This window comes from Kribbella yunnanensis, assembly GCF_039529655.1.
GTDB classification, from domain to species: Bacteria; Actinomycetota; Actinomycetes; order Propionibacteriales; family Kribbellaceae; genus Kribbella; species Kribbella yunnanensis.
Window position 1 is genome coordinate 163,634 of record NZ_BAAANF010000023.1, and the last position, 18,586, is coordinate 182,219.

At 65.2% G+C, this 18,586-nt stretch carries 16 protein-coding genes; 7 read left to right on the top strand and 9 right to left on the bottom strand.

Annotated features, from left to right (window positions below; translation table 11 throughout):
- The first annotated feature begins 65 nt into the window (after positions 1–65).
- The 4 genes from ABD231_RS42275 (at position 66) to ABD231_RS35170 (ending at position 7,161) form a co-directional block, all read left to right on the top strand.
- Entirely contained in the window at positions 66–1,145 is a 1,080-nt protein-coding gene (locus tag ABD231_RS42275) for a calcium-binding protein (RefSeq protein WP_425554240.1), read from the top strand.
- Positions 1,146–1,161: 16 nt separating this feature from the next.
- On the top strand, positions 1,162–1,710 hold the full coding sequence (locus ABD231_RS35160) for a hypothetical protein (RefSeq protein WP_344162182.1): 549 nt from the start codon (positions 1,162–1,164) through the stop codon (positions 1,708–1,710).
- Between the two features lie 73 nt (positions 1,711–1,783).
- Positions 1,784–6,001 (top strand): Tc toxin subunit A-related protein, encoded by a 4,218-nt coding sequence (locus ABD231_RS35165; RefSeq protein ID WP_344162186.1) that lies wholly within the window; start codon positions 1,784–1,786, stop codon positions 5,999–6,001.
- A gap of 329 nt (positions 6,002–6,330) precedes the next feature.
- Positions 6,331–7,161: an SAM-dependent methyltransferase gene (locus ABD231_RS35170; RefSeq protein WP_344162189.1), complete on the top strand. Its 831-nt coding sequence runs from the start codon at positions 6,331–6,333 to the stop codon at positions 7,159–7,161.
- Between the two features lie 158 nt (positions 7,162–7,319).
- Here ABD231_RS35170 and ABD231_RS35175 read toward each other — a convergent pair whose 3' ends face one another.
- The gene (locus ABD231_RS35175; RefSeq protein WP_344162192.1) at positions 7,320–7,946 is read right to left on the bottom strand and encodes a TetR-type transcription factor C-terminal domain-containing protein; all 627 of its coding nucleotides are present in this window, start codon (positions 7,944–7,946) and stop codon (positions 7,320–7,322) included.
- A 105-nt stretch (positions 7,947–8,051) separates the two neighbouring features.
- Here ABD231_RS35175 and ABD231_RS35180 point away from each other — a divergent pair, with 105 nt between their 5' ends.
- Positions 8,052–9,368, top strand: a complete 1,317-nt coding sequence (locus ABD231_RS35180) for an MFS transporter (protein ID WP_344162195.1) — start codon at positions 8,052–8,054, stop codon at positions 9,366–9,368.
- A 62-nt stretch (positions 9,369–9,430) separates the two neighbouring features.
- Positions 9,431–10,204 (top strand): SGNH/GDSL hydrolase family protein, encoded by a 774-nt coding sequence (locus ABD231_RS35185; RefSeq protein WP_344162198.1) that lies wholly within the window; start codon positions 9,431–9,433, stop codon positions 10,202–10,204.
- Here the strand turns inward: ABD231_RS35185 and ABD231_RS35190 are convergent.
- A complete protein-coding gene (locus ABD231_RS35190) occupies positions 10,196–11,509 on the bottom strand; it encodes a tyrosine-type recombinase/integrase (protein ID WP_344162201.1) in 1,314 nt (437 codons plus the stop codon). The two genes, ABD231_RS35185 and ABD231_RS35190, sit on opposite strands and share 9 nt — an antisense overlap.
- A gap of 156 nt (positions 11,510–11,665) precedes the next feature.
- Here ABD231_RS35190 and ABD231_RS35195 point away from each other — a divergent pair, with 156 nt between their 5' ends.
- Positions 11,666–12,760, top strand: coding sequence for a hypothetical protein (locus tag ABD231_RS35195; protein WP_344162204.1), 1,095 nt, complete (start codon positions 11,666–11,668; stop codon positions 12,758–12,760).
- 3 nt (positions 12,761–12,763) lie between these two features.
- Here the strand turns inward: ABD231_RS35195 and ABD231_RS35200 are convergent, their stop codons facing one another.
- The 7 genes from ABD231_RS35200 to ABD231_RS35230 all read right to left on the bottom strand — a co-directional run bounded on the left by ABD231_RS35200 (position 12,764) and on the right by ABD231_RS35230 (position 18,585).
- On the bottom strand, positions 12,764–13,282 hold the full coding sequence (locus ABD231_RS35200; RefSeq protein ID WP_344162207.1) for a MarR family winged helix-turn-helix transcriptional regulator: 519 nt from the start codon (positions 13,280–13,282) through the stop codon (positions 12,764–12,766).
- A gap of 27 nt (positions 13,283–13,309) precedes the next feature.
- Positions 13,310–14,011 (bottom strand): hypothetical protein, encoded by a 702-nt coding sequence (locus ABD231_RS35205; protein ID WP_344162210.1) that lies wholly within the window; start codon positions 14,009–14,011, stop codon positions 13,310–13,312.
- A 381-nt stretch (positions 14,012–14,392) separates the two neighbouring features.
- Positions 14,393–15,154: an SDR family NAD(P)-dependent oxidoreductase gene (locus tag ABD231_RS35210; protein WP_344162213.1), complete on the bottom strand. Its 762-nt coding sequence runs from the start codon at positions 15,152–15,154 to the stop codon at positions 14,393–14,395.
- 57 nt (positions 15,155–15,211) lie between these two features.
- Positions 15,212–15,844 carry a chorismate mutase gene (locus ABD231_RS35215; RefSeq protein ID WP_344162216.1) on the bottom strand — a complete coding sequence of 211 codons (633 nt, stop codon included), beginning with the start codon at positions 15,842–15,844 and terminating at the stop codon, positions 15,212–15,214.
- 143 nt (positions 15,845–15,987) lie between these two features.
- Positions 15,988–17,082 carry a hypothetical protein gene (locus ABD231_RS35220; RefSeq protein WP_344162219.1) on the bottom strand — a complete coding sequence of 365 codons (1,095 nt, stop codon included), beginning with the start codon at positions 17,080–17,082 and terminating at the stop codon, positions 15,988–15,990.
- Between the two features lie 16 nt (positions 17,083–17,098).
- Positions 17,099–17,722 (bottom strand): hypothetical protein, encoded by a 624-nt coding sequence (locus tag ABD231_RS35225; protein WP_344162222.1) that lies wholly within the window; start codon positions 17,720–17,722, stop codon positions 17,099–17,101.
- Between the two features lie 143 nt (positions 17,723–17,865).
- A complete protein-coding gene (locus ABD231_RS35230) occupies positions 17,866–18,585 on the bottom strand; it encodes an alpha/beta fold hydrolase (protein WP_344162225.1) in 720 nt (239 codons plus the stop codon).
- Position 18,586 lies beyond the last annotated feature (1 nt).

Consider the following 18,586-nt stretch of genomic DNA (forward strand, 5'->3'; position numbering starts at 1 on the left):
ACGTGACCGTGAGCAACACCGAGGGCCACAGCTGGGCAGTTCGGGCGGGTGGCGACAACGACATCGTGACCGGCCAGGGCGGCGCGGGCACGGGGGCGCCGACCACCACTTACCTGAGCCTCGCAGGTGATGCCGGAGACGACACCCTCACCGGCGGGAACTTCGGCGACGCGCTGGCCGGTGGGCCAGGCAACGACACGCTGAACGGTGCCGGCCACGCCGGTACGTCGTGGGGCGATGCTGCGAGCTACTTCGCGGCCACCGGTCCGGTCAGCGTCAATCTGGCCAACCACACCGGCGGTGGCGCCACCGAAGGCACCGACACCTTGATCGGGATCGAGTCTGTCGACGGCTCGGACCACTTCGGTGACACGCTGATCGGCGATGGGAACGCCAACCACCTGATCGGACGCGGTGGCAGCGACACGCTCAAGGCCGCGGGTGGTGCCGACCTGCTGACGGGTGGCCGCGGCGTGGACAGCATGGAAGGTGGGACCGACGCCGACATCGTCAGCTTCTACGGCGAGCCGGACGCGGTCGAGGTCGATCTCGGTTTCCAGAAAGCATCGACGTTCGACGGCTCCGAGACATTCCTGAGCATCGAAGGCGCGATCGGGACTGCCTATGCCGACACGCTCACCGGAACCAACGGACCCAACTACCTCGCGGGTGCGGAGGGAGTCGACGCGATCCTCGGTCTGGGTGGGGACGACCGGATGTCCGGCGGCGGCGGCAACGACGCGCTGAGCGGAGGCGCCGGCAACGACTCGATCCTTCCGGACGACCAGGGACCGGTGGGCAACGACGTTGCCCATGGTGGAACCGGCGTCGACACGGTGAACTACTCAACCGCTCCCACCGGCGTGGTGGTCAACCTGAGCACCGGAACCACGAGCGGCGGGGCCGGCAGCGACAGTGTGCCCGGCTTCGAGAACGTGATCGGCTCGCAGCACGACGACCTGCTCACCGGCGACGGCAAGCCGAACGTCCTGCAGGGACTGGACGGGAAGGACAGCCTGAACGGCCGCAGCGGCGACGACACGCTGCTCGGTGGACCGGGCGTCGACGCCCTCAACGGCGGTCCGAACACCGACAGCTGCGACGGCGGCGGGCAACCCGGCGACACGTCGGACGAGTGCGAATAGAAGGAGGAGAACCACCATGGAACGCATCAATTGGCGCGGCCGCGTAGTCGCCGCCTTGGTCATCAGTACGGCGATGGTCGCCGGCACGCTCTCCGTAGCGTCGGCCATCGGCGGCCCGGACACCAAGATCTATGCCTGCAAGGGAAACACGACCGGACTGCTCCGCGTCGTCCCGGCCGGCACCTCGTGTCTGCCGACGGAATCGAGAATGGACTGGGATCAGAAAGGCGAGAAGGGCGACATCGGCCCAGCTGGTCCGCGAGGTCCCCAGGGCCCGGCCGGCGCGACCGTGCTGTTCGCCACCGTCCAAGGCGATGGAACCCTCGTCGACGGTGACGCGGTGTCGGTCACGAAGGCCGGGGTGGGCGCGTACCACGTGACGTTCGACCGGGTCGTGCGGCATTGCGCGGCGGTCGCCAATCTGGCGGTGGTCAACGACGAGGGTCCGACCTTCGGCTCCGGCTCTGCCGTGACCTACCCGTACGGCACCAACGTCCTCGTCCGCACGCGTTTCTCGAACAACGCTGCGATCGACGACCCGTTCGACCTCGTGGTGGTTTGTTGACCTCGCGGTCTTAGGAACGCCGAAACACCTCGCAGCACGTTGAACAGCATCGAACGACTTGGGGGAGAACGTTATGGACATCATCAGTGTGGATCGTGCCCTGCTCGTGGGTGGGCGGCTGCTACATCATCAGACGGGCTATCCGATCGAAGGGCTGACCGTGGCCGCGGAGATACGGTCGCGGACCGGCGAGCCCAGGATCGTTGCCACGACGATCAGCGGTACGGGCGGCGCCTTCCACCTCATTGGTGACCAGGACGCGCTTCCGCGAGATGCCGAGCTGGTGCTCGAGGTACGCGATGGCGCCGGTGCGATCTGGCTTCGCACCGGCGACATCGCCGCCGTACGGGGATCAGAGGTGCTCGCCCTCGCAGTCCCGGTCCCGGCGGCTCGACCGAGTGCGCAGGAGTGGCGCGATTTCGCGGCGCGACTCGCGGAGCGGCGCCACAGTCGCTTGCACGAGGCAATCGGTCACCTTGTGCTGGTGGCCGCGAAAGAGTCGGTGGTCGGCGACTGGCCGATCGCGATGCGCCACGTGATGGCGTCCCAACTCGAGCGGGCACTGATCGATCCGACCGGCGTGCTGACGCGCCGGGCGGCGCCGCCGACCTTCGTCGGAGTGCATGCGCGGGACGAGTGGGCGGCGTACCGGCGCTTGGTGGAGTCACCTCCGGACCCGGCAGTCAGTACGGCGCTCGATCGCGCCGAGGGGCTCTTCGCGAGCTACCCGGCGGCCTATCGCGCGGACTGGGAGACGCAGCTCGATCTGCTCGGAACAGGGGACCTGGGTAGCTCGGTCTCGATGTTCGAGCATCTCTATCTGTCAGACAGCGTCGGCTCGATTCCGATGCCGTACCAAGACAGCCCACTCGTTCCGTATCGCGACTACCTCCGGACGTTGTACGCCGGCGCCAGCCCGTCGGACGAGGGAATGCAGGCGAACGTCGATGCGCTGCGAACGCGGTTCCATCAGAGCTTCACGACCAGCGACGGGCTCCAGCGGCGGGCGAACGCAATCCTGATCGGGATCGTCCGCGAGATCCTCACCGCGCCGGTCGGCGACCAGTACGGGTTCGGTATCCCGTCGGCGGACATCGAAGCGCAGGGAGCGCGGCCGGATCGCGAGTACCTCGACGACCTGATCTCGCTCACCGGAGTGTCCGCTGCCGAGCTCGGTCGCCGCTACCGCCTTGATCTCGGGCAATCCGACGCAGCTACTACGACCCGGGTCGACCAGAACATCGCAACCCTCCAGAGCTTCTTCCGGGACGGCTACCAGTCCCGCAAGGACCCGTTCCCGATCATCAAGTCCAAGCTGCTCGGGCAGGCGCCGTTCTTCCTCTACTACGACGAATGGCTGCGCCGAACCGGCCCCTTCTACGCCGAAAACCTGTACCGCCTCACCGACACCTACACCTGCGGCGTCGATCCGGAGTACCAGCCCGGCGTCATTGCGAACTCAGCGCTGGATCAGGAATGGTTCCAACAGGCTGTCGACATCGAGCAAAAGCTCGCCGACGGACACGGACACCTCCGTAAAGGCGAGTACGACGACGCAGTCACCAGCTATCGCGAGGCCGCGGCACTGGCCGATGCAGCGTTGCAGGGCAGTATCGACGTCTTCAGGAAGAAGATCTCCTGGAACATGAGCTACGACGAAGCCTGGGAGGAAATGCAGGCGCGCGTCGACAACCTCGGCGGCCAGTTCCGCGCACGTCCGATGGCCACCGAGGCCGACCTCGATGCCTTCGACTACGCGGTCCGCTGGGAAGGGCGGTTCTGGCCCGACACGTACGGCAACGACGAGATCCAGGACTGGTTGATCACGAATATCGGTTATCGCTGGCTTGCGCTCGTACGGCTCCGTGCCTTCGTGTTGCCCGCCTGCTTCGCCGACGTTGCGCTCGCAACCGGCGACTACGCGAGCGCGATGTACCAACTGTCACTGGCGACCAAGCAGCTTGGTCGCGGTCCGATGGGTATCGTCGCGCCGTACCGCGACGTGATCGCCGAGGATATCGGCAGTTACAACAGCGGCAACCTGTATCGGAAAGGGCCGCTCCCTTACACGATCGATGTGACAGCGCAGCCCCCGTCCGGGCTGGTCGACGAGAATCAGGAGCTCATCGCGCTTGCGCGACGGTTCCATGATCACGTTCTGCATCCGATGGAGTTGCGCTGGTTGGCATTGCGGCGGGGGGAGGTGCTGATGGAATGGGCCGGCGCGTTGTACCGCAGTGGCGAGGAGGCGCTGAGTCAGCGCGCGCGTGAGCTCTACAAGGCGGTCTTGTTCGTCACCGGGGCCGGGCCGGCGATCAGTCCGCGGTGGGACGCCAAGCCTCCGAACCTGTACTTCAACGGTACGCAGAATCCGGCGCTGACCGTTCTGCGCGGCGAAGCGACCAAGGGGATCGCGCAGATCGACGCAGGCCTCAACTACTACGGCGCCGATGACAGCCTGGTGCCGCACCTGCGGTATCGCACGCTCAAGGAAGCAGCGGACCGGTTCGCTGCCGCGGCCAAGTCGGCGGAGACCGATCTGCTGGTCTACATCGGCAAGATCGAGGACGCCCTCATCGAACAGATGCTCCACGCGAACATGCTGACCAAGGCACAGCTACAGGCATCGATCGCCGGCGAGCAGGCGGAGATCGCCAAGTTCGAGGTCGGCCTCGCCCAGCGCCAGGTCACCGCCGTCCAGGCGGAGATCAAGAAGAAGAAAGCCGAACTCGCGGACGACTCGGGCTTCTTCGACCAGTTCGTCGACTTCCTCGGCGGGATGAAGGACGCCGTACAAGGGCTTGCGTCCTCGCCCGGCGCTTCTGCCGGAGCCTCGAGCCTCGCCGGCTCGGAGGCACTCGCTGCCGGCGGCGGGATGATGGCCGGCTACGCCGTCTTCGTGTACGCCGGGATCACCAGCCTGAACAGCGTCAACGATCACCTGGCGAGCCTGGACAAGCAGATCGACGCATTGGAGGACAACGCACTGCCGCTCGCCCAGGCACAGGTCGCGGCACGGCAACGCCAGGTGACCATCGCCAACCTGCAGCAGCAGATCGCCTCGGCCGACGCCGTTTTGGCTCTCGACCTGATCCAGTTCGCCCAGTTGCGCTTCCTCAACGTCGACTTCTGGACCGAGCTGGCCAGGCTCACGCGGCGGACCCTGCGTCGGTATCTGTTCCTCGGTGGGCGTTTCGCCTGGCTTGCCGAGCGGGCGCTGGCCTACGAGCAGGATCGACCGCTCGATGTGGTTCGCCTCGACTACGTGCCGGTGAAGTTCCAGGGCATCACCGGTGCCGGCCAGCTTCGCGCCGACCTCGCCGAACTCGAGGCCGTCCGTCTGGACGGACTGCGTCAGGCCCTGCCGGTCCGGCAGACCTGGTCGCTGGCCTTCGACTTCCCGATCCAGTTCGCCCAGCTGAAGGCGACAGGCAAGTGCGAGTTCCACACCAGCGACGCACTGGCGAGAGTCGCACACCCAGGCACGTACGCACACCGGATCGAATCCGTTCGCGTGCGTCCGCAGAACCTGCAGGGCATCGATCCGTACCGCGGTCTGGTCCGCAACACCGGCTTGTCCAGCGTGACGCGCGCAGACGGATCGTCGCATCTGTCGCTTCGCTTCGAGGACGCACTCCCACTCGGCGCTCCGAGTGCGGATGGCTGGGTGGCGACACCGGCAGCGGACGAGACGCTAGGGCTCTTTGAAGGCAGCGGAGTCAACACGAGCTGGGTGCTCGAGCTACCGGCCGGCGCGAATCCCCACGGTCTGGCGGACCTCGCCGACGTACTGCTGACAATGGAGGCCAGGGCGCACTACTCACCACCGCTGTACGACGAGTCCAAGCCGCCCACCGCCGTACAGAAATATGTGGTCGTCTCGGCGGCCAAGCACGCGCCAGACGCCATGGCCGCCCTCCGCGATCCGGAGATCAGCACAGTGACGCTGACGTTCGACCTCAGCCAGGTCGGACTTCCCAGCGCCGAAGCGAACCGGCAGGTAACGAACGCGTTTGTCGTTCTTGCCGGTCCAGGCGACGGCATCGGCTCGCTCGAGGTGACCGCAGCTGAAGACAACGCGACCACTGTCCCGCTCGCATCCGGGGTGGCGCTGTCGAACGCCGGCGCACTCGCCAACGGCCAACCGGCCCAGCCACTCAACGCCCTCGTCGGCGCGTCCGCGACACAAGCGTTCACGGTCTCCCTGACCAAAGCAGGATTCGCCGGGACAGACCTGGCGAAGGCCACTGACGTCGTCCTCGGCATCGAATACACAGCCGACCTGCCCTAGTCACGAAAGGAATGGCCAACTCATAAAGGAGCGCTCGGATGCATCGGCGACCGCAGTCCTCGCCCGGCGCATCGCGACGACCCTGATCGACCGCGCCGGCGATCAGCTCCGCGCTGCAAGATCCGCAGCCGACGGACCTTAGTACCCGCACATTCGCGTCAGATGCCCGGCAGCGGGCATCTGTTGTGCTGGCTTCTCTTCGCCCGCGACCTCGAGCGGTATTTGCTGCGACATCAAGGATCCGGCGCGCGTGAAGCCGAGCGGCGGATCATCCTTGTGGCCAGTAAGGTGTCTTCGGTCGGGTGTCCGCTCGACGTTTGGCTCGGACCTTGGGAAACATTTTGCAGCCTGGCGACGAACCCGAGATGAAGGTCAACATGTCCGTCCCGAGTGCGGCGCGCATGTATGACTACTATCTCGGCGGCAAGGACAACTTCGCATCCGACCGGGCGGCCGTGGAGGAGTTGGACAAGGTCGTCCCGAGTACCCGTGCGCTGGCCATCAACAACCGGCGATTTCTGCAGCGGGCGGTGCGGGTGCTGGCCGAGGAGCACGGGATCAGGCAGTTCGTGGATCACGGATCCGGGCTGCCGACCCAGGACAACGTGCACCAGGTCGCCCAGCAGGTCGCCAAGGATTCACATGTCGTCTATATCGACAACGACCCGGTGGTCAGCTCGCACGGCCGGGCGCTGCTGGTCCAAGACCACCGCACGACGGTCATCGAGAACGATATGCGTGACACAGAGACCATCTTCTCCCATCCCGAAACCCAGCGCCTGATCGACTTCTCCCAGCCCGTCGCGGTGCTGTTCAACTCGGTTTTCCACTGCATCCCGGACAGCGAGACCGACGGTCCGCAGGCCGTGGTCCGCCGAGTTACCGAACGGCTCGTTCCGGGCAGCTATCTGGTGATGTGCCAGCTGGTCAGCGAGGACCCCGAGGTCCGCGACTTCGTCACCGGCTTCATGGACCAGGCCACCCAGGGCCACTGGGGCCGAGTCCGTCAGGAGAAGGACGTGGCCGAGTGGTTCGAGGGAATGGACATCCTCGAGCCGGGACTTGTCGAGGTTTCGACCTGGCGACCCGACGGCGAGGCCGTTGCCCAGCAAGAGACCATGGAGTGGATCGAGTTCGGCGGAATCGCCCGCCTCGGCTGACTTCAGCATCGAGGTGCCAGTAGAGGAATCATGGCACCAGCGGAACGGCTCAGCAGTAGCGCTGTAGCAATGCCGGGATCCCTTCGACGGGTCCCGGCACCGCCCCTTGTGACTGAGTTCCGGCCAGCGGTAGCACCGCGTTCGGACAGGCCCACCCACTACTGCTGCGCGGCGAACCCACCGATGAGCAGGTCAACGATCTGGGTGGCGAGGGTGTGGAGGTCGTCGACTGATTGGCCGGGGCGGGGGCGGAACCAGGTGTCGACGGAGTTGAGACTGCTGAGCAGCGTGCGGGTCGCCAGGGCAGCATCCATCGCGCGGAGCGAGCCGTCGGCGATGCCTTCCTCGACCACGCGACGGAACAGGTGCTCGTGGTCGGCTCGGAGTTGGTTGGCGGCGAGCAGGGCGTCGCGCTGGCGCGACTTGAGGGAGAGTGACATCTCGCCGCGGACGACCTGGTGCACGACCTGGTGGTACGCCAGGTGTTCCATCAGATTCTGCTCGTGGGCGACAGCCATCGCGGTCAGCCTGGTGCGGCCGTCGGCATCGCTGGTCGCGAGCGGCTCGACTGCCACACGAGTCCGGCGCATCGCCTCCTCGTAGACAGCGAGCAACAGGTCGAACTTCGACCGGAAGTGGTAGTAGACGAGGCCCTTCGTCGCGCCTACCAGGCGGGCAACGTCGTCGATCGTGGCGGCGACGAATCCGTCCGCCATGAACGCCTCGGCAGCCGCGTCGAGGATCCGCTCCCGTGCCTGTGGCACCTCACCGGGGCTCGCGCTCACGCTCATCTCCTCCTGCTGTGGACCGTTGACACTACCGGACAGGTCTCTTAACGTGATACTCAGTAGTATGTAGTGGTACAGATCACAACATCAGGTGAGGCCGCCATGCCCGACTCGCAGGATCTGTTGCACGCGCTGGCTACGAAGAAGACGATGATCCGGTTACTTCCGGTGCTCGGCATCGCTTACTTCATGTCGTACGTCGACCGGACGAACATCGCCCTGGCCAAGACCGCGCTGGCGGCCGATGTCGGGATCAGCGTGGCGGCCTACGGGCTCGGAGCCGGGCTGTTCTTCCTGAGCTACGCCTTGCTTGAGGTGCCGAGCAACCTGATCATGTACCGCGTCGGCGCGCGGCTGTGGATTACCCGGATCGCGATCACCTGGGGCGCAGTCTCGGCGGCGATGATGTTCGTCAGCAACGAGTGGTCGTTCTATCTGCTGCGGGTGCTGCTCGGGGCTGCGGAAGCCGGGCTGTTCCCGGCGATGATGTACATGGTCACACTCTGGTTCGCGCAGCAGCACCGGGTCCAGGTGGTTGGCCTCATCTACCTCGCCCCGGCAATCGCGATGATCATCGGCAACCCGCTGGGTGGTGCGCTGATGGAACTGCACGGGATCGGTGGGCTGCATGGATGGCAGTGGATGTTCCTGATCGAGGGCCTGATCACCATCGCGGTCGGCGTCCTCGTCTGGTTTCTGCTGCCGGGTAGGCCCGCCGAGGCGAAATGGCTGACCGCCGAGGAGGCCGCCGTACTGTCCGAGCGCGCGGGTGCAGTCTCCGGTCCGGAGCGGATCCGCGGGAAGCTGCGACTCGCCTTCACCAGCCCGGTGACCGTTGTCCTGGCATCGATCTACTTCATCAACCAGACCATCGGCGGTGGGATCGGCTTCAACTTCCCGGCCTTCCTGAAATCGCTCGGGCTGCAGGACTCGTTCGCGATCGGCCTTGTCGCCGGTGGCGGCGGGTTCGCGGCGCTGGCCGGGATCCTGTTGTTCCCGTGGCTGAAGAAGAAGTATGGGCGGGAGGTTCTGCTGATCGGGTTGTGCGCGGTCGGTGGGCTGCTGACCCTGATTGGCTTCATCGCCTCGCGCGACCCGGTCTGGAGTGTGGCACTGATCTACATCAGCACCTTCTTCCAGCTCGGCACACTGCCCCTGTTCTGGTCGATCGCCATGTCGCGGATGTCGGGCCTCGTCGCTGCGGCCGGCCTCGCCTTCATCAACATGGTCGGTATTGCTGGTGGGTTCGCCGGTCCCTATATCTACGGCCTGATCGAGAGTGCCACCGGCAGTCTCATTACTCCGTACTACGTCCTCGCTGCCGCCTCCTGCATTGGCGTGGGCCTGGTGGCCGTCCTCGCGACGATCATCCGCCGCGAACAGCCCACCACAGTCACCCTGACTGAGGCGGCCTCATGAGGGGGTGGAAGGGAGCGAGGGACGTCCTGGCCCTCGCCCTTGTCGGAGCCCTCGTCATTCCTGTGACTGCCACAGCCACTCCGGCCATTCGGTACGTCGCCCTCGGCGACTCGTCCGCGGCGGGACCGGGGATTCCGGAGGAGACCGACCCGGTGTGTCTGCGATCGAGCCGGAATTGGCCGCACCAGTTGGCGACGCTGCTCGGCGCGCAGTTGACCGACGTCACCTGCTCGGGAGCAACAACTAACGACCTCGCTGGCAGACAAGCAGGAGTCGTTCCACCGCAGTACGAAGCGCTGCGAGCCAACACCGACCTTGTCACGCTGGCGATCGGAGCGAACGACCTGGTGCTTGGCGGTGTGTGGGTGACATGTCTGCCGGCGAGTGAGCAGAGCTGCCAGGAGAAGTACACGGTCAACGGTGTTGACCAGTTCGCCGTTCGGATTCGGGCAACCGCTGTCAAGGTGGCGACTGCGCTGGAGGAGATCCACCGCCGCTCACCCCGCGCCCGCGTGATCGTGACGGGCTACCTCACTTACTGGCAGCCGGGCGGCTGCTACCCCGACGACCCGTTCAGCCCAGTGGATGCGAATTACGTCCAGACCACGATGGATCGTCTCATGCGTATGCTCGCCGTCCAGGCCTGGACGCACAACGCGTCGTACGTCGATCTGCGCGGGCCGAGCGCCGCCCACGGCCTATGTGCGGAACCGGTGCGGCGGTGGCTGGAAGGCGCGACGCCGGCAGCACCAGCGTATCCGTACCACCCGAACGAACGCGGCATGACGAACGCTGCACGAATCCTCGCCGGAACCGTCTGCCGAACATCAGACTAGCCCCGGGCCGGTGTCCGGGTCCTCGTATCCGGGGCCGATTTCTGGCCTGCTTCGCCGCTGCTCCGTTAGCCGCAGACCGAGCCGTTCGAGCCGCCGATTCACGGCCTGACGAGCCCGGTCGTGGGACGACGGCAGCATATGTGTGTACATCTGCAGGGTGAAACCCGGATCGTAGTGACCGAGGTACTCGGAGAGCTCTTTGATGTTGACTCCATCCGCGAGGGTGATGCTGGCGAAGTAGTGGCGTAGAGCGTGCATGCCGGCGGTGTAGTCGGACACGTAGCGCTTGCGGCCGCGCTTGTCTTTCACCGGTGGTGGAATGACACCTGCGGCAGCGATGGCCGGTTTCCAGATGACGAGGTTGTAGAGATCAGCTCGCATAGCCCTGTCGTCACCCCACGTGAAGAGGAGCTCATACGTCCGTAGTTCACCGTCGACTCGTTCCCACGGAAGCGTGATGTTCGTCGTACCGAAGGTGGCGATGTGCTCCTTGGCCAACTCGGCCAGCTTCGGCGGCATCGGCACGATGCGCTCCTTGTCGTTCTTTGGCAGCGCGTAGATCCAGGTCTGCCCGAGCCGCTTGATCTGGCGCCGGACTCTGATGACGCCTTCGGCGAAGTCCAGGTCCTCGAGCGCAACGCCGAACAGCTCTCCCTGCCGCAGCCCCGCGGCCGACCCAATGGTGGGTATCAGCCTGTACTCCTCCGGATGCGCCTCAATGACCTGCTCAACCGTCTCGTCCGCCCACGCAATCACCTGTGCGAACCGCCGAGGCGGCTTCTTCACGACCTTCGTCTGCCCTGGGTTCCGCTTGATCAGCTCATCAGCGACGGCCAGCTCAAGACACCCGTTCAGCACCAGAAACGCACTCCGAGCCGTCGAGGGCCCGTAAGTCCCCATCAGCTCGGTCAGCCATACCGCAATCTCCGACGGCAGGATGCTCTTGACCATTCGCTTCCCGAAGTGTGGCGACACGTGGAGCCGCCACTTGGACTCGTACTGGATTTCACTCGCAGGGTCGATCGAGCGCGACCTGATCCACCGCGCCCAGATCTCCTCGAGCCGAACCTTTCCGGCATTCGGATCCAGATAGTCGCCGCGATCCCGATCGGTTTCCTTCCCCGACGCGAATCGCAACGCCTCCGTCTTCGTCGCGAACGCCTTCGACCGCTCCGCCCCATTCGGATCGAGCCAAATCCCCAACCACCGCTTCCCCCGCCCCCACCGCTTATCGTTCCGCTCCCGGGTGACCTTGCCGTCCGCCTGCGTAACCGCCCGAGTCCACTGATCCTTCGTATACGCCACCGAGTACCTCCCATATCGCCGAGCCGACGGGGCTCAACGCCTGGGCGATCATCTTTTTCAAGCGGCACCAGCGGACGACGTTCTGCCATTCGCGCCTAGTGCGCTGCACGGGCGTCGAATCTGTGGATCGCCCGGCTGGGGTGGCAAGATTGCGCGGTGGCCAAGCTTCCGTTCGCGACCAAGAATTTCGTCAGCCCCGCGCCTCCCGGTAAGGGGACGGTCGTCGTCAGCCCGGCCCGATTAGTACATAGCGCGGTCACGGTTGGCGCGACCCCGCTGGCGCTGGGAGGGGTTCCGCGGACAGGTATTGAGCTTCTGTGGCGAGCAGCCATGGTGCTGTCCAGCCTTGAGGAGCGGGACGGCTATTGGCACAAGACCAATGCCTACAGTCGGCTCGACCCGAGTGAAAAGGGTGCCGTTAGCTACTTCCTGGGTATGACGCAGGCCAAGATCACTTGCGAGCTGTTGCTCAATCTGCCGCATCTGATGCACGTCGACGCGGCGCTCGCGCTGAAAGGCTACGTGGCCAACGTGTCGCGGCCGGACCTGATTGGAGTCGACCTCCGGACCATGGCGTACACGGTCGCGGTGGAGGCTAAGGGGCGTAGCGGCGGCCGAGATGCGAAGGCATTGACGACGGCCAAGCGCCAAGCGAGCCTCATGCCGACTGTCCTGGGGGCGACATCAGGCCTTGCTGTTGCATCGATGGCGTACTTCGGTCGCAAGGGCCGCTGGGAGGCCTGTTTGGAAGATCCGGCGTGGCCGTACGACGACGCTCCGGATATCAGCGTCGAGGCATTGCTGGTCGCGTACTACCGGCCGGTCGTTGCGCTGACCAGTGGTACGGAGCGAGATCGCACTGATGATGGTCGACTGACGACATATCTTCCATTGATCGATGTGTACATCAGCGTGCCGGAGGCAGTCGTGGACGCGTTGGACGAGTTGGTCCTCCTGCGTCAGATCCCGGAGGAGGTCGTTCAGGCGCAAGGCGAGCTCGTACGGGCGGCCGTGTCCCAGGCTCTGCCAGGTGATGGTGAGAGTGTTCGTGGCAACACCGGGAAGAGCATCATCGCAGCCGAGGAAGATGAGCAGCCCGCGACCTGCATAGGCCTGGACGGTATTCGGATCACACTCGGCGATAGCTGGTTTGATCGAGCACAAGCAGACATCGGTCCCGGTGTGCGGCCTCAGTACGCCGGTCCGCAGCCACAAGGCCTCCCAGTGAGGCGAACCTCGTCGACCCTGTAGGCCTCAGGTTTCGTTGCTGTCGGCAATGGCGGATAGGGCTGCGATCAGTACTGCGCGGTCTTCGGGGCGAACATGGGCGAGTACTCGCTCACGGGCCAGGCGCAGGTGATGTTCGCCTGCTTTCTTGGCCTCAGCCTCGCCTGCTTCGGTCAGGAGAGCAAGTGCAGCTCTGCCGTCCTGCGCATCCCTGCTTCGCCCGCACCAACCGCGAGCTGCCAAGTCATCAATGACTCGGCTCACCCGGCTGTGGGAGAGGCCCACCTCACGGGCGAGGTCGGTGACCCGCATTGCGTGGTCGTCCGCGTCGGCAAGAGCCTCGAGGACGGAGAACTCGGTCATCGTCAGCCCGGACGTCCTGAGCATTGCATTGTCGAGAGCCCTGGGCAGTCGCTGCACCAGCCTGCCCAGGGAACGCCACAGCAGCAGGTCTTCTGCATCGAGCGGTTCCTGAGACCGGGAAGGCATCGAGTTCTCCTGAAGGTTGGGTGCTGCTGTTCCGACCGCGTCTACCAGCGGCACCATGATGGCAGGTGCGTCATCTCCTGCTGGTCACGCCGTTACGATGGCGGCGACATCGTAGAAGTGTGAGCGGAACTTGGCGACGCCCTCCCAGTACTTCGCTCCGGTGTTGAACCCGGCACGTGTGTGCAGGTTGTCGAAGCCGGAGAAGCCGGTCCACAGTCCGAGGTTCACGACACGCTCGCCATCGAGGCTCCGGTGGAAGTTGATCGCGGTGAGCCCAGGTGTGCCGATCGAGTTCGGCGCGTTGTGGCGGGCGAGCTCCAGCATCCGCTCCTGGTTGTCCGGCTTTACGGCGAACAGACCGAAGTGTGCGTGCGGGGTGGAGAACAGTGATGCCGCGCTCGATGCGAGTGGGGCCGAGAAGTCGACCTCGAACGTACGGCCGTCCCTGCGCGTGAGTTCCCCGACGGCGAGTGCGACCGACCATGCGGAGGGGAAATGCACGGGTCGCTCTGCGGTGGCCCAGTGGCTGTACACGGCCAGCTCTCCTTGCAGGCCTGACAGGAGCATGCCGGCTACGAATCCCGGCTGAGTGGAGAGCGTCTCCTTCAGATACGCCTCGACGGCATCGATGACCTGCTGGGAAGGCCGAGCGGGAGCGTCATCCGCCGGACTTGTCGCGCCGCTGTCGCTGGAGGTTCCGGACGCGAACCACTCGATGGCGGTGGTCACCTCCGCGGCGCGATCGATCCGAAGTTCGGCTGTCGTGCTGGGGGTCGTGATGGTCATGATTCCTACCTTTCTTGAGATGCCTCCAGAGTAATCTATATTGCGTGCGCACGCAATATAGATCACGGAGCGTCTGCCTGGAGATGTCTCGGTAGGTCAGTGATGCTGGTGAAACATCCAGCATGATCATCAAGCGGAGCGGGGGAGGCGAGTTGCGGGTGCGCCACAGCCGGTACCGATTCGCGTGCTGCTCCAGCAACTCAGGCGGGTCCGGTTCTGTCGACCGCGGCACCGCGTGGCGGGCGTTCGCCGAGGAGAACGGATTGCCGGCGACGCGCTTGCCTGAGGCAAGCGTTCCGAACCATCTGTCGCTGCCGTTTCAGCTATGGGTGGTCGGGAGGTACGGCGGGGGCGGCCGCCTCTTCAAGGGTGAACGAGGTTTCAGAAGGTGATCAGTCGGCCGCCGTCCACCGGGAGCACTACTCCGCTGACGTAGGACGCCGCGTCGGAGGCCAGGAAGGCGACGACCGAGGCGACTTCCTCGGAGCGGCCGAGTCGTTGTGCCGGAATGGTCGGTGTGAGGGAGGCGAGCATTTCCTGGTTGTTGGCGTGGATCGGGGTGTCGATGGCCCCGAGGTCGATCGCGTTCACCCGTACGGCGGGTGCGAATTCGACAGCCCAGGTCCGGGTGAAGGATGCGACCGCCGCCTTGGCTCCGCCGAAGACGCTCACACCAGGAACGCCAAGGTCCGCGGAGAGCGCGAGGATGTTGATGATCGAACCGCCGCCGTGCTCCACCATTGTTGGTGCCAGTGCGGCGGTCAGTTGAAAGGGAGCGCGAGCGTTCAGGGCGAAGACTCGCTCGTACTCGGCCGGCGAGACCGCCGCGGTCAGTTTGAATTGGTTGCCGTCGTCGAAGAGCGCGCCGCCGGCGTTGTTGACGATGATGTCGACGCGACCGTTCCCCGCCGCCAGTGCGCCCCTCGCGAGGTCTTCGGTCGACGCAACATCCGTCAGATCGGCGAGTACTACGGCGCACTCTCCGCCGACGTCGCGAATGGCATCGCAGGTTTCCTCTGCCCGCTGTTTGTCGCGTCCGCTCACGATGACGAAGTCGCCGTGGCTGGCCAGTTCGATCGCTGTCGCGCGACCGATTCCACTGGTCGCCCCGGTGATGAGTGCGACTCGTCCTGTGTTTGACATTTCTAGATCCGTCCTTTCAATAGAGTGTCGCCGGAGGTAGCGGAGTGAGCTGCCGCGCTACCGTGTCCATCGGGCGCACACCGACTTCGCAGCTGTCCGTAGAGCCCTGCGGTGCAAGGGATCGAGCCGCTGCAGTACGACGGTTGAGTCGACGGCGAAGGCCAGTTCGGCGGTGCATCGGCGTGGCTTGGCGCGGAGGTCCTCGGTAGTGTCGAGTTGCTGTAACAGGGCTGTCGTCAGCTGGTCCAGGCGAGCGCGGATCTGGGCGAGATCCGGCCGGGTCGTGGGCGCCTCGTCAGGATGAGCTGTCCAGCGGGCGAACAAGCCGCGCTGAACGATTTTGCTGGCGGTGATCTGATCCTGAAAGAACGCGGCGACGGCGTCGGGGTCCAGTCCGAGATCGGCTGCCTGCTTGCGTACGCCGTCGAGTACCTGCTGCTCGCGGACCGGGTCGTCGATCGGCCTGTCCGTCCCGAATTTGGAAGCAGCCACGTCGTCGCTGACACGAAGCCGCTCGACGATGAGATCCGTCAGGCTGCCGAGCCTACCGAGCGACTTGCCGGTCATGACCGTGTCGCTGGTCCGCCCGGATGCCGCCAAGGGCGCCGCGACAGCGGCGTCAGAGGCGGTGATGGTGCCGGCAACCGTGAGGGCGGCGGCCATGACGCTGCGAATGACCTGGTTACTCATACCCAAGGACCTGCCTCGCTTCAGCAATCGAGCGTGTATGTAGCGATCACTCTACAACTGGTGGAAGCGCTTGTCTCGAATATGTGAGATAGAACGATCGATCTGAAGAATCCCTCATCTTTCGGCCCGCGGAAGGCGGTTCATTAGAGGGTGGCTGCAAGGAGTCCGCCTACGATGCCGACGACGGTGATGATCGCCGCGACGATGCGGCCGATTCTTGTCGCGGTGTAGGGGAGCCAATGGCCGATCTCGCCGGGAAAGACGCTTGGTGTGCGGTTCCAGCCCGGTCCGTCGCCAAGCGGTCTGACCGCTGACGCGACTGCCAGGGTGGGTAGTTCGCCGAGGATGACCAGGCGTACGGCGCGCCTGGCATCGGCAGGTGCCATCGTCTGCCTAGCAGTCGCCATGCTCCGAAGGTCCTCGAACAGGGGAGTGGCGGCGGCGCGAACCTCGTCCTCGGGCAGCGCCGGGTATCTCGACAAGATGGAGTTCAGCGCCCTTTGGAGCGCCGGGAGCGCAGCCATGAGTTCGGCGCCGCCAGTCCCCAGCTGATGATCACGGAGCTTATTGAGATCGATGAAACCGTCTCCCGGACCGGCCGGGTGGTTGGCGTTTGCGTTGAGTGCGGCGGCGAGAATCTCGAGGAACTCACCGGCGGGGTGGGCCAAGGCGACGAGGCGCAGACCGAGCCAGGCCATGCCGGCGCCGACGATCACGATGACCCCGGCCGCCTCCAGGCGACGCAGATCGGGCCCCTGGACCACCAGGTACATCAGGTCAGCCTGGATCCCGTTGGCCAGGCACGTGATGGCAATCCACCGCCAGCGCCGGTACCTGACGATCTCCTGGACGCCGACGATCTTGTCGATCTCTTTCAGGCCCGTGTCGCACGCCCAGGTTGCCTCAGCCCGTTGGTACGTCGGCTTGGTGCCGTGCAGGAAGGCGACGGCCAGGAACGCGACCCCTGCGGTCAGTGCGACGGCCGGCGCGACACCGAGTTCCTTGTTCGGCATCGTGATCGCAAGTCCGGACAGGATGATCGATCCGCCGACCAGAACAAACGTGAGAGCTGCGGGTACGGCGTGGCATAGCCAGTTGTGGACCGAGTCCTGGCCGCGCATCCGGCGTTGGTGAAACCGGTCGAGCAAGGGGGCGGCCCACACCAGTCCTCCGATGCTCATGGCCGTAGGCAGCAGTACCAAGGCCAGCAACAACTCTGCAACGAGGGGGAGTCGCATCAGTCTGCTCCTCGAATCAGGCGTCGCCGAGTGCGTCGCGGAGGTCGTGTGCGAAGCCCTGTTCCAACTCTGAATGCTTCGCCAAGCCGGGGCAGAACATGAGGGCTACCAACCGGATCTTGAGCGGCAGTGTGGCGATCGGCTCCAAGGCAGAGGTAAAGGTCACTTTGAAGACGGCTTCGATGATCCTCGCCGCTGCTCGACTGCGAAGCGGACCCCAACCCTTGGCTGTCGCAGTCTTGTAGCCGGCGTCGCTGATCATGCCGGGGAAGTCGATCAGCTCGTCCACCGCATCGGCTAGGTCGGCCAGAATTGCGCAGAGCCAGTGGCGGCGGTTCAGTTTCTTGCTCGGCTTGCCGCCGTCCCACAACAGGAGCCACGCCTGCCCGGTCAGGGCTTCCTCGACGATGCCCCGGACCTGTTCCAAGTCATCTGGGGCCCGTCGCATCAGTTCGGTGAGAACCTCAACCGCGGTCTCGTCGACCGCGCGCAGGACGGCGTGATCAGGGGCGGTGTCGCGGGCGTAGGCGTCGTACAGAGTGCGGTAGATCGGACCGGGCGAGACGCCGTGAAGACTCCCGTCGCATTCGCACTTGCATCGGGTCGAGGCTGAATCTGCGCAGCGTGCGGTGTGGGACATGGGCGATCCTCCTGGGCCTGGCGGGGAATCCGGGACTGCCACGTTCCGAGACTGCACCGTCACTCCACGTTAAGGTTCCCTGAGGGGTTCGCAAACCCCGGTTAAATTGGCCCAGGCGCGGTGGCATCTGGCTCAATCGCCGTCTACCGCTGGCCCCAATGCGCCTCCAGGATCGCGGCCACTTCGGCCGGCTTTTGCAGGATGGTCCAGTGGTTGCAGTTGAGTTCGATGATGTCGACGGCGTGCATCGAATCGCCGAGGCGGTGACCGAACTCGACCTGACAGGCCGGATCGAGCGCTCCCCAGACGACCAGGCTTGGCGCTTTCACGTTTGCGAGGTCAGGCTCCCATTCGGCACCGACGGTGACCGCGGAGCGGTACAGATTGAGGATGCAGTCCTTCATGTGCTCGTCGATGTGGCTGGCTGTGGCTGCGGCCAGAGCGACCGGAATGTCGAAGCCGGCGATCAGTTCAGCCCAGCTTGTGGAGTTCGACTCGGCCATGAAGCGGTCGCCGGCTGGGCTCTGCCAGATCTCGGCGAGGGGATGCCACTGGTAGGTCGCACTGACCGGTCCGTTGCTTCCGGCCCAGGTCTTGACGAGATCGGGGCGGAGAGCGGCGACTCGGGCGGTGAGGATGCAGCCCCAGTCGTGACCGACGAGATCGACCGGCTCGCCGAATTGATCCAGGCGCTGGATCAGCCAGTCGACGTACTCCTCCTTGGTGGAGCTGAAACCCTCAGGGAGCGGGGCGCCGAAGCCTGGCAGGTCCCAGGCCTCGACGTCCGTTCGGGATAGATGGCGGCGTACGTCGCCCCACAGCCGGTGCGTGTCGGGGACGCCGTGAATGAGTACAGCCGGCACA